General features: G+C 70.2%; 11 protein-coding genes. 1 reads left to right on the forward strand and 10 read right to left on the reverse strand.

Annotated features, from left to right (window positions below; all coding sequences use genetic code 11):
• Nucleotides 1–15: 15 nt before the first annotated feature.
• The 7 genes from PYV61_RS02970 to PYV61_RS03000 form a co-directional block, all read right to left on the reverse strand.
• Nucleotides 16–447: a BrxA/BrxB family bacilliredoxin gene (locus PYV61_RS02970; protein WP_275828162.1), complete on the reverse strand. Its 432-nt coding sequence runs from the start codon at nt 445–447 to the stop codon at nt 16–18.
• Nucleotides 448–535: 88 nt separating this feature from the next.
• A complete protein-coding gene (locus PYV61_RS02975) occupies nt 536–931 on the reverse strand; it encodes a co-chaperone GroES family protein (RefSeq protein ID WP_275828164.1) in 396 nt (131 codons plus the stop codon).
• 445 nt (nt 932–1,376) lie between these two features.
• Nucleotides 1,377–3,020 (reverse strand): 6-pyruvoyl-tetrahydropterin synthase-related protein, encoded by a 1,644-nt coding sequence (locus tag PYV61_RS02980; RefSeq protein WP_275828166.1) that lies wholly within the window; start codon nt 3,018–3,020, stop codon nt 1,377–1,379.
• Between the two features lie 536 nt (nt 3,021–3,556).
• A complete protein-coding gene (locus PYV61_RS02985; RefSeq protein ID WP_275828168.1) occupies nt 3,557–4,669 on the reverse strand; it encodes a hypothetical protein in 1,113 nt (370 codons plus the stop codon).
• Nucleotides 4,666–5,688, reverse strand: coding sequence for a hypothetical protein (locus PYV61_RS02990; RefSeq protein ID WP_275828170.1), 1,023 nt, complete (start codon nt 5,686–5,688; stop codon nt 4,666–4,668). The genes PYV61_RS02985 and PYV61_RS02990 overlap by 4 nt, the downstream gene beginning before the upstream one ends.
• Nucleotides 5,681–6,640: a hypothetical protein gene (locus tag PYV61_RS02995; protein WP_275828172.1), complete on the reverse strand. Its 960-nt coding sequence runs from the start codon at nt 6,638–6,640 to the stop codon at nt 5,681–5,683. The genes PYV61_RS02990 and PYV61_RS02995 overlap by 8 nt, the downstream gene beginning before the upstream one ends.
• A gap of 116 nt (nt 6,641–6,756) precedes the next feature.
• Nucleotides 6,757–7,833, reverse strand: coding sequence for a hypothetical protein (locus tag PYV61_RS03000; protein WP_275828174.1), 1,077 nt, complete (start codon nt 7,831–7,833; stop codon nt 6,757–6,759).
• Nucleotides 7,834–7,993: 160 nt separating this feature from the next.
• Between PYV61_RS03000 and PYV61_RS03005 the strand changes: the two genes are divergently transcribed.
• Nucleotides 7,994–8,734 carry a class I SAM-dependent methyltransferase gene (locus PYV61_RS03005; protein ID WP_275828176.1) on the forward strand — a complete coding sequence of 247 codons (741 nt, stop codon included), beginning with the start codon at nt 7,994–7,996 and terminating at the stop codon, nt 8,732–8,734.
• Here PYV61_RS03005 and PYV61_RS03010 read toward each other — a convergent pair.
• The 3 genes from PYV61_RS03010 to PYV61_RS03020 all read right to left on the reverse strand — a co-directional run.
• Nucleotides 8,688–9,515 carry a glycosyltransferase gene (locus tag PYV61_RS03010; protein WP_275828178.1) on the reverse strand — a complete coding sequence of 276 codons (828 nt, stop codon included), beginning with the start codon at nt 9,513–9,515 and terminating at the stop codon, nt 8,688–8,690. The genes PYV61_RS03005 and PYV61_RS03010 overlap by 47 nt on opposite strands.
• On the reverse strand, nt 9,512–10,546 hold the full coding sequence (locus PYV61_RS03015; RefSeq protein WP_275828180.1) for a DUF362 domain-containing protein: 1,035 nt from the start codon (nt 10,544–10,546) through the stop codon (nt 9,512–9,514). Before PYV61_RS03015 ends, PYV61_RS03010 begins: the two co-directional genes overlap by 4 nt.
• Nucleotides 10,547–10,548: 2 nt before the next feature.
• On the reverse strand, nt 10,549–11,301 hold a 753-nt coding region (locus tag PYV61_RS03020), incomplete at its 5' end, for a hypothetical protein (RefSeq protein ID WP_275828183.1).

Raw genomic sequence — 11,301 nt, forward strand, 5'->3', positions numbered from 1 at the left:
GGGCGGACTACGACGTCACGCGACCGGCGACGCGGACGCGCAGTGGCGGTCGAAGGCGGCCGTGAGGTCGCGCGCGATGTCGTCGGACGAGCGCCCCTCGATCTGCCAGCGCTCGAGCATGAAGACGAGCTCGCCGTCCTTGAGCAGCGCGATCGACGGCGACGACGGCGCGTAGCCGGTGAAGTACGCGCGCGCGCGCTGCGTGGCGGCGGCGTCCTGGCCGGCGAAGACGGTGGTCGCGGCGTCGGGCCGCACGGCGTGCGCGAGCGCGGAGGCGACGGCGGGGCGCGCGTTACGCGCGGCGCAGCCGCACACCGAGTTGACGACGACGAGCGTGGTGCCGGGCTGCGGCAGGCGGGCGTCCACCTGCTCGGGGGTGCGGAGCTCCTCCACGCCGAGGCGGGTGAGCTCGTGACGCATGGGGGCGACGAGCGGTTCGGGATACATCGGGTGGGTCTCCGGGATGAAAAGTGGTCTGGCCCTGATACCCCGCGAACGCGCGGACGCGCCGTCGGGGTCCGGCCGGTCGGGCGCGTCAGGCGAACGGGTGATCGTCCTCGGGCTCCTCGCGCACGAGGGCGAGGATGGCGGCCTGCGGGACGACGAGATAGCGCTCGCCCTCGAAGGTGATCTCGACGGCGGCCTTGCGGAAAAAGAGGGCGTAGTCGCCGTCGCGGGCCTGCATGGGGACGTAGCGCGGGCCGCCGCCGCGCCGGCCCTCGAGCCGCCAGGGCTCGTCGTAGTTCTCGGCGCCGAGGTCGGGCATCGGGGTGCCGGGGCCGGTGGCGACGATGCGGCCGCCCTGGACGGCCTGGGTGTCGAGCGCGGTCTGCGGGAGGTAGAGGCCGACCTTCGAGCGCTCCTCCCCCTCCTCGGGCTTCACGAGGACGCGGTCGCCGACGACGACGAGGTGCTTGGCGCGGGGGCTCATTCCCGCAAGCTAATCCTCTCCGCACGCTAAACAGCGGAACTCAGGCCTCATCAGAATCGCCTCAAGGCCGAAAACTCCCTCACGTGGCTCACGGCCCCAAGCGACGCATGGCAACGGGCAAACTCTCCACAGAGCCAAGTACTCAGCATACCGCCACGCCGACAGCATATCTGTACTCCGACACGGCGCCTGAATCATTCGATTGAGCGCAAGGGCGCCTCGAACGTCCTTCGTCACCTGGTCTTCTTCGAATCTGAACGAATCGCATTCGTCGACGACCGTTTCGCCGACACTTCGGAAGCGCTAAACAACTCGTCGCGCACGAACTCGCGAGCCGCTGCTGATACTAGAAAGTTCAGATCTCGAGATCCGACAATACGCACCCTCTGCTCGGGGCCGCGGGCGCGAGACGTTAGAGAGACATTGCCGCGTGAATGCGAGGCTGTTACGGCCACCGATTGTCGGCCGAGCGCGCACTCTCGCATGGTCGAAGCATGCACGCGACGCCAAGAATCGCAACTGCCGCAGCGCTGATACCCCATCCGACCGCTTGCCATGGAGGTACTCGTCGGACAATGGACAGTCGATGCACCCCCGACGGAATCGTACTCGCGAGGAATCCGCGATTCGCGCGCACCCCGAACTCGTTCTCCACGCCGTCCACAACCGCTTGATAAAACGGGTACGCGAAGAGCGGGAAGGTGATTCGCCCTGGACCCTCCGCGCGAACATGCAGAACGTCCCGGTTGCCGAACCACGTAAGCAGGCGCGCGCCCGAGTCCGCGACCGGCGGCGAGAGATGAGGCGGAGACTGCATCCAACCACGCGGGACAGCGCGTGGAATGTACTCGCCTTGCGCTGTCATTCCGGGCCATGCCAGGCGCGTACCTAATGCCTCCCGAAGAAATCGATCAGTCCACTCCGACATCACTTGCGCCTCGCGCATGTCGGGATATGGGAGTAACGCCATTCCAGACACGGCGGCGAGCACGATCCACCGAACTCGAGATCTTCCTCTGGTGAATGAATGCAAGAAGAGCACACATCCGAGAACGGATAGAAGGCCGCTTACACCAAGAAGTCTCCAAGGGAACTGAACATACCGAAAAGGAGCGGGCACCCAGCCGACCCAGAGTGCCGGACCGAGCTGCAACACCGCGAAACAAAGCCACGTCCGCAGGCACAGCAATCCAATGCGGTATGCGCGATGTGACTGCCCGACACGTCGCAGCGACAGCACTGACAATGGGAAGAGCATGAGTCCGGGGAGGCCCACCCACAGCCTCATTCCCACCTGCGGGGGCGACCCGAGGAAGAAAGTGGTGGCGGGTACTGCCTGTGCCGACACGTATTCTGGCGTCGTCCACATTACGCCAGGATCCGAGACCCAGAGCTCTCGCATGTAAACCATCTGTGGCACGACGAACCAAGCAGCCAGCGCGACCGATGCGGCGGCGGAGGCGACGACTTCGACAAATGGCTCGCGACGGTCGAACACTCCAAACGCGACTGCGAGTACCGTCGCGCCGATGGCGAAATAGAGCGCGGTGATCGAGTGGGTTAGAATGATCACAGCACCCAAAACGGCAGCGCTGACCCAGGCTCGACGCTTGCGCTCCGCTACCCCAAGGAGAGCCAGTAGAAGGAACGGAAACCAGACCAAACTCCAAGATTCAGCCAGCGCGCCGCGAGTCAGGACAACGACAAACCGATATGGCAGTGTCGCGTAGGCGAGGCCTGCCGCCGCGCTGAGCACCCAGTCGCCCGTAAGACGTCGTGCCAGCAGCGACATGCCGAGAGCTGACGCCAGAACCGAAAGTAGGAACGACGCGTGCACAGCAAGCACGACATCGCCCATGATACTGGCGATGCCCGTGGTCAGCCAGTACGCGACAGGGGGATAAAAGAAGGGAAACGCGTGCGTTGCGCCGCCAAAAGCCGATGTGAAGTTGGCAGGTAGATGGCCGGCGGCGAACTCCTGCTCGTACTCGATCACACGGAGATAAGTCCAGGCATGTTCGTGTGAGTCGAACCCTGTTCGATGGAACAAGGGCGCGTAGAGCACACAGATCACCAACGCGACGAGCACGCAAGTTCCGCCCGCAGTCATGAGGCGCCGCGGTGGAACGTTCCGATCATCGCACAACCAGCCAAGGATTCGGCTCATCCTCGTGTCACGCACGGCATACTCCTACGACAAGCGTACATGCACCCTGGCTGCACGGAGCTCACGAGAAGCTCGCTGCCCGAGCGAACGCCGCCTAGCGCGATGCCAACGATCGGGAACGCGAGGGCCGCAAGCGCCACGACGCCGGGGCGCCTTCTGATCCTGCTCCACTGCGACACCAATCCACAACCTGATCTGCGGACTACTGGCGCAAGTCTCAACATGGTGTCTCCAGTACCCGAGCTTGCACGTAATTCTTCCCGATCAAGCACGCCGAAGCCTGCGGTGAACCGTCGCGCCTCCCACGCAAGAATGCCGGACTTGATCTCGCATCTCAAACCCCGACATCTCGTTGAGACCGTGCGACGTTTAGGAACCCGTGGGTGATCGTACTGTGGCCGGCACCGAGGTATTCACCGCGCCCGTCAGTGAGTCGAATCAAGACCACGTTTGCCGTTCTAGAGGCGATACCAGCATCGCCGAATCGCTCGCCTGACGAACGAAGCGGCGCGGTCCATGCTCGCTGGAACCTCGCCCTCGTTGGGACGCGAGAGCACCATCAGCGTCATCGGCACCAGCACGCACCACAGCCCCCACACGCCCGCCGCCCGGTAGGACGCGTTCAGATCCGCATAGGGCTGGCCGAAGGCGAATCCGTAGCGCGCGACCCAGGAGCCTACCGCCAACAGCAGCGCTTCGGCGAACGTCGCGGGCACCAGCGCAATGAGCGGCACCAGCTCGTAGCCGGTCATGATGTGCGGGACCGACGCCATCGCCGCCAGGAGTCGCGCCTCCGGGCGGCGCCACCGAAGGACCGCAAGCAGAACGACCGCCCCGCCCGGGAGCGCGACGGGCGCCGAGTAGAAGCCGGCGGTGCCGGAGCTCACTCCGGTGTCGGCGGCCGGTCGCTGCGCAAGCGCGCCCAGCCAGCTGCCGACCCACGAAGGCTCGAGCGCGAACGCCGCCACCGCCAGCGCCGCGCCGCCTCCGATGGCCCAGCGGAGCCACCGTCGGTGGGGACAGTAGGCCGCGATCGCCAGTCCGACACTCGGCTTCGCGGCGACGAGCCACGCGAGTGGCGGTGCGACGGCCGCGGCGGCGAGCAACGGCGACCACTGGACAGTGGTGATGGCGACCGAGAAAGGCGCGCTCAAGAAGACGCATAGCCGCCACCATCCGCGCGCCGTGAGCAGGTATGCCAGCGCCGCCGTCCCGAAGGCGAGAAACGCTGCCTCCGCGACGTGGAGCGGGAGCCCCGCCAGCGGTGCGATCGCGACTAGCGCCGTGGCCGGGTAGACCAGCGGCGCGGGCCAGTCGAAAGAACGACCGGGGCCGGCCGCGGCGTACGGGTTCCCGCCGGTCCAGAGCACCTTCGTGCAGAACCACTGGACCGCGAAATCCGAGTGCGAAGCGATCCCCGGCAGCCGGCGTTGCACAGTGAATCCGCAGAGGAATGCCACTGCCAAGCTCGCGATGGCGGCGGCGACGGCGACTCGGGCCGGCCTGCTCGGCGCGTGATCGGAGAGCACCATCGAGGTGGGACCCGTGCTCGAATCAAGACGGTCGGTCACGCAGTCTGGCGTCGGAGGGCGCGGGAGACCGCCGTGGAGAGGCGAGCAAGCCAACACGGTAGGGACCCGACGTTCGGCCGGCGCAGGATCAGGACGAGCGCGGGCAGGTACGAGAGCAGCACCAGCACGTCACCCGAAAGCTGGTGCAGCTGGACAGTGCTGAGGTGTTGGCCAGCGATCGCGTAGTGCGCAAAGCTACCGATATAGGACAGAATGGTCAGAGCGAGCAGTTCGGCGCGGCTCGCCGCCATCAGCAGCATGTACAGTCCCTCGTATGGGAGCGTCGACTGCGGCACGCACGCGAGCGCGACCAGCCAACGCGCCTCCGGCCGACGCCAGCGGAGCAATGCAAGCAGAGCGAGTGGGCCACCCACGCGCCAGTGGGCCACGGGCGCCGACATGTGTGGCGCGGTGGACGTCGCGGCGAGCCAAGCCGATGGCCAGTCCGGCGCGAGAGCGAGACTGATGCCTCCCAGTAGAATGCCCGCGACGGCTGCGGCGGCGGGCCAACGATCGCCTGGCGCCGCCATTACCGTCGCCAGACCCACAGTCGGCTTCAGCACGGCGACCACCCCCAGCGGCCACAGGAGGAACGCGGCGGCCACGATCACCGACCACTGACCGCCGACGCTCGCGTGGAGGAATGGCGCGCTGCCGCATACGAGCAACCTCCACCAACCTTGTCGGCTCACCGCCCATGCGAGGAGAGCGGCGCAGCCACCTACCCACAAGGCTCGCGCGGTTTCGAGAGTCGCCCCCGTCAGCGGGGCGAACGCGACCAGGGTGGTACCCGGGTAATACAGTGGGGATGCCCATTCCCACGTCCGCCCGGGGCCGATCATTGACCAGGGATCTTCGCCGGCGAGCAGGAAGCGCGAGGCCTGCCAGAGCAGGTCAAGATCGGATCGACGACCGGTTGTTCGGAGGAATCCCGCCATCGCGGCCACAGCGAGCACACCGATGGCGAGCGAAGCGATCGCGCGGGCCCAACGGGGCGGTGCCGCCGAAGGGTCAGCCACCTGGGCCTCCAGACGCGGCTGCGTTCACTCGCCTACCGAACGCCCGCCAGACGACGGCAGCCACCGCGTCCAGCCAGCGCGGAGTCTCACCCCGGTTCTCACGGCGGAGGACCATCCACAGCGCGGGCAGGTAGAACAGTGCCACAAGGGCGTCACCCGCCCGATACTGCAGGTCGACGGTACTGGTGGCGACGCCGACGATCCAGTAATGGAGCGCGCCGGCGCCATACGAGAGGACGGTGAGCGCCAGCAGGCCGACCCGCGTACACGGGAAGAGCATGAAGTACACGGCCTCGTACGGCACCGTCGACTGCGGGACGCACGCCAGCGCGACTAGCCAGCGCGCCTCTGGCCGCCGCCAGCGTAGCAGCGCCAGCAAGACGAGCGGCCCACCCACGCGCCAGTGCGCAACGGGCGGGGACAGGTGCTGTGCACCGGCCACCTCGCGCCGCCAGTCGAGCACCCACGTGGGTGCAACCGCAAGACTGACGGCCAGTAGGGCGACGCCCGACGCGAGCGCTACCCATTGCCATCGCTCGTGAGGCGCGGAGGCCACCGTCGCCAGCCCGACGGTCGGCTTGATCGCCGCCACGCCGCCGAGCGCCGGCAGGAGGAACGCGGCCGCGACGAGGAGCGACCACTGGGCGCTTACCATGGCGTGCAGGACCGGGACGCTCACGAACAGCGTCAGTCGCCACCACCCGTCACGCGTCACTGCCCACGCGAGAGCGGTGGCGGACGCGCCCACGAAGAGGGACCTCGCCCACTCCAGCGGCAGCACGGCGAACGGCGCGACCGCGACGAGTGCGGTCCCAGGGTAGATCAGTGGCCAGAGCCAGTCGACCTCCCGGCCCGGACCGATCAGCTGCCACGGGTTGCGGCCCTCAAGCAGCAGCACGCGCGCTCCGAGCCACACAACGTCGAAGTCGGTGTGCCTGGCGGTGATGGACACAAATCCAAGCATAAGCGCGGCGGCGCAACCTCCCACGGCGAGGGCGACGAGCAGGCGCGCGCGCGCGAGCGGCGGTGCACTCGCCGGGCGTGTCTCGTTAGCTGGAGAGTGCTGCATCAGGCGAATCCGCTCGGACGCCGCCGCTTCCGGCCCGTACGCGAAAGCCGCACGCCAACACCGGTGACCAGCGCGTCGAGCCAGCGTGGCACCTCGCCCTCGTTCGGACGACGGAGCACCATGACGAGCGACGGGAGGTAGAAGAAGAGCACGAGCACGTGCCCGACCCACCACTGCAGCGTGACGGTGTCGGGCGCCGCGTGCGAGATCCGATCCTGCAGCCAGAGCGCGCCGTACGAGGCGATCGCCATCGCCGTCACGCCGCGCAGCGTCCGCGGGACGAGCAGGAAGTAGACGCCCTCGTACACGATGGTCGACTGCGGCACGCATGCGAGCCCGACCAGCAGCCGGGCTTCCGGGCGCCGCCAGCGAAGCATCGCCAGCAGGATCAGCGGCCCGCCGACGACCAGGTGGGTGACGGGCGACGAGTAGTGCGGGGCGTCGCTCAGCGCGACGCGCCACTCGAAGGGCCATGTGGGGCGCAACGCAAGGCTGGCAGCGAGCAGCGCGGCCCCTCCCCCGAGCGCCCAAAGTTGCGCGCGCTGGGCGCGCTGGGCGGCGAAGACCGCGGCGCCGATGGTCGGCTTCATCGAGACGACGGGGCCGAGGATCGGCAGCAGCACGGCGGCAGTCATCAGCACCGTCCACTGCCCGCCGCCGGCGGCATTGTAATACGCGGCGCTGAGGAACAGGGGGAGGCGGTGCCACCCGTCTCGGGTGAGCCCCCACGCCAGCAGGGCCGACGCCCCGCCGACCCATAGCATGCGCGCCAGCTCAAGTGGCAGCGCGGCCAGTGGAGCCGCCGCCAGTAACGCCGTCGCGGGGTAGTAGAGCGGCGAGATCCACTCGACCTCGCACCCGTGGCAGACGGCGGCGTACGGGTTACGTCCTTCGAGCAGCACCCGCGCGCCGTGCCAAACGGGGTCGAAATCGCTCGGACGCCCGTTCGTAGCACGCGACATCTGCAGCAGGCAGAGCACCCCCCACACGGCCGCCAGCGCCGCCACGGCAAGGCGGGCGGAGCGCGACGGGCGCGGGGCGGGGGTCGGCGAGGGCTCGGGACGGACGTCGGTCATCGGTCGCGCCCCCGGTGAGGGGCGAGCTACGTTGGGGCGGGGCGGCGTGACGTCGGCGCCGGTAGCGTTCGCGGCGCCCGATCGTCTATCAGCACCGCCTCGGGCCGTACCGTAGCTGACGCCCGCACGGCCCCGACGCAACCCCACCCGACGCACCTGCGTGGACGACGCCGCCTACGAGTTTATCTTCCGTCGCGAGCACGAGCACTGGTGGTTCCGTGCGCGGCGCGAGCTGATCGCCGATGCGGTTCGGCGCGCCGTCCCGGCGGGCGCGCCGTTCCTCGACGTCGGCTGCGGCACCGGGTCGCTCCTCGAGCGCCTCGGCGACGCGGTCGAGCCGTGGGGGCTCGATCCGTCGCCCGAATCGGTCGCGCGTGGCCGGGCGCGCGGGCTCGCTCACCTGGTCGAGGGGGACATCGGCGCGATCGCCGGGCTCCCGCAGGCGCACTTCGCGGGGGTCGGCTTCTTCGACGTCCTCGAACATCTCGACGACGACGTCGGCGCGCTGCGTCTGGCGCACGGCGCGCTCCGCCCCGGCGGCGTGGTCGTCGCGACCGTACCGGCCTTCCAGTGGCTCTGGTCGCGGCACGACGAGGTGCACCAGCATCGGCGCCGCTATTCCCGCGAGGCGTTCGGCTCCCTGTTCCGCGAGGCGGGCCTCGCGCCCGAGGTGCTGACGTACTACAACGCGCGACTCTTCCCGATCGCCGCAGCGGCCAGGCTGGCCGGCAAGGCGCTCGGCCTGCACGGCGGGGCCGACAAGGGAGTGCCGCCCGCGCCGGTCAACCGCCTGCTCGAGCGCGTCTTCCTCTCCGAGCGCCGCGCCCTCGCGAGGGCCGGCACCGACGGCGCCTTCAGGGCCGGGCTGTCGGTACTGGCGGTCGGCCGGCGAGCGGACTGACCGACCGCCTGTCCGGGCCGCGCACCGTCGCGGCGATCCGCAGCAGGTCGAGCCCCGCCCGCAGCGCCGCGCCGGCGCGCATCTTCGAGCCGGCCACGTCGTGCCACGCGAGCAGCGGCAGTTCCACGAACGACTCGTCGGCGTCGCACCAGCCGGTCGCCTCGCGCAGCCGCGCCAGCAGCTCGACGTCGAACGCCCAGCGCGAGGTGAAGGGCGCCTCGAGCGCCCGCGCGAGCGCCGGCCCCGCGCGGAACAGCTTCGCGCCGCACTGCGTGTCGTAGACCGGCATCCGGAGCGCGGCCGACGCCACCGTGGCGAACACGCGCCCCAGATAGTGGCGGACAGGTCGGCGGTCGATGCACCGCCCGAGCAGCCGCACGCGAGAGCCGAGCACCGCGACACAGGCCGGGCGGTCGTGCAGCAAGGCGGCCATCTCGGCGGCCACCGGCAGCGGCGTGGCCAGGTCGGCGTCCCAGTAGCCGACGATGGAGCATTCCCCATCGGCGGCCGCGCTCAGCGCACGCAGCAGGCCGGCGCGCACCGCGGCCGCCTTGCCGCCGTTCCGCGACATCGCGTACACTCCGACGCGCCCGGGGTGCGCGTCGGCGAACGCGTCGAGCAGTGCTCGGGTGGCATCGGCGCTCCCGTCGTCGACGAACAGCAACGCCAGCGCCGATTGCTCGGCCAGCGCCTGCGCGAACGCCGGCAGGTCGAGGCGCGAGGCCTCGTTGTAGCACGGGACGACCAGCGTCGTCGGCGGCGGGGAAGGCGCGTGGCTCATCGGGCGAGGTCGTGGCGCCGCGGCTTGAGGTCGCGGAACTGGTCGAGCACCGCGAAGTCCTGGCGGAACCGCTCCAGCGTCTCCCCCACCTGCTCGATCCGCTCCGCCTCGACGTTTCCAAGGAAGGCGCCAGCGTCGGCGAGGTAGCCGATGCGCGACGGCTCCAGCGTCATCAGCCGCGCGCAGGTCGCGTCGACCGCGACCGGATCCTCGCCGAACGCGAGCAGCCCGCTGCGGCGCGCGGTCCCCTGGATCGGACCGTTCCCCTCCATCCCCACGATCCCGTCGACGATGTTGAACCGACGCACCGGGAGCGACGCGTTGATGTCGACGATGCTGTTGGGGATCCCCTTCACGTGCAGCAAGTTCTTCGGCCAGCCGTAGTAGCTGCCGGGCATGATGCCGAAGAGGTTCTTCATCGAGAGCGTGGCGCCCGCCCAGTGGTGCGTCTTGAGCTTCGGCATCGACACCAGCAGATCGGCGCCGGCGACGGTCTCGGGGAGCCACAGCTCGGGGAGGCCGGTGAAGCGCGACCGCGGCGCCACCCGGCGCACCGCGTCGACGTTCAGGTCCACGTAGCGCACCCCCGCGTCGTCCAGCGCCGCACCCAGGCCCGACGCGTCGAGCAGGTACTCGTTGTCGCGCCGATGCCCGGGCCCCTCGGCGACCACCACCTCGCGCGCGCCCATCGACCGGAACACCCGCGCCGCCGCGGCGACGAGCGCCGGGTGCGTGTTGATCACCCCCGCCGGGTCGAACTCGACGAGGTTCGGCTTGAGGACGATGCGCCGCCCGCGCACGTCGAGCGGGAAGAGCGCCAGCCCCTCGCGCAGCGCGGCGTCGAGCCGGTCGCCGTAGTCGTCGGCCCGCACGACCGCGACGCGCGAGCGCTCCGGACGCACGTACGCCTCCCGCCCCCAGCGCTGCTCGCGCTCGCGCCGCCCTGCGCGGCTGGCGAGCGGGGCGAGCACCGCGCCGGCGACGACGCCCCCGGCGACGGCGCCCACGAACTGGCGGCGGGTGAACGACACGGTCAGGCTCCGAACGGGACGGGGGGGCCGGCGAGCGCCAGCAGCGCGAGCGCCCGCGCGCGCACCTCGGCGGGGGGCGACTCGAGGACGCGCGCCGCCAGCGCCGCGCGCACGGGGGCGTCGTCGGTGCTGTGGGCGCGCAGCGCCAGTGCGCCGAGCGCGCGGGCCAGCGTCGAACGGGTGTGCGCGAGCATGGTGTCCAGGCGGGCGACGCCCTCGCGCGACGCCGCCGCGGCCGTGGGCTCCCCCCTCAGCGCGAGCAGCGCCCACGCGGTGGTGTCGGGGTACGGCGCGACGTCCTGTCCGAGCACCTTCGTGTTCCCGTAGTTCCAGCCGCCGCCGGGGACCGCGCGGTCGAGGAGCATGCGGGTCCCCTGCCCCGCACGCTCCTCGGCGCGCGCGCCGCGCACTCCAGCGGCTCTCAGCGCGAGCAGCGCGATCGCCGTCGGCTCGACCCAGCCGAAGGTGCCGTCGACCCACGGCCAGCCGCTCAGCGTCGCGTCGAGCTCCGTCGGCACCGCGGCACCGCGCCACTTCTGGAAGCGGAACAGCAGCCGCGTCGATAGGTCGAACCGATTCGCCTCGCGCGCCAGTAGCCACTCACCGCCTCGCGCGACGGCGTCGGGCGCCCCGCCGAGACGCGCCAGCGCGAGCAGGGCGGTCGCTCCCGCCCAGCTGGGCGCGTCGACCTGCGTGGTGGCGGGCCACCCGCCGTCGGCGCGCTGGCGCGCGACCAGCCACGCCGAGGCGCGCGC

It is taken from the genome of Roseisolibacter sp. H3M3-2, assembly GCF_029211165.1.
Lineage (GTDB): Bacteria > Gemmatimonadota > Gemmatimonadetes > Gemmatimonadales > Gemmatimonadaceae > Roseisolibacter.

Excerpts from the sequence above, each read along its gene's own strand:
- PYV61_RS02970 (WP_275828162.1), bottom strand. The coding sequence starts at position 447 with ATGTATCCCGAACCGCTCGTCGCCCCCATGCGTCACGAGCTCACCCGC.
- PYV61_RS03000 (WP_275828174.1), bottom strand. The coding sequence starts at position 7,833 with ATGACCGACGTCCGTCCCGAGCCCTCGCCGACCCCCGCCCCGCGCCCG.
- PYV61_RS03010 (WP_275828178.1), bottom strand. The coding sequence starts at position 9,515 with ATGAGCCACGCGCCTTCCCCGCCGCCGACGACGCTGGTCGTCCCGTGC.
- PYV61_RS02975 (WP_275828164.1), bottom strand. The coding sequence starts at position 931 with ATGAGCCCCCGCGCCAAGCACCTCGTCGTCGTCGGCGACCGCGTCCTC.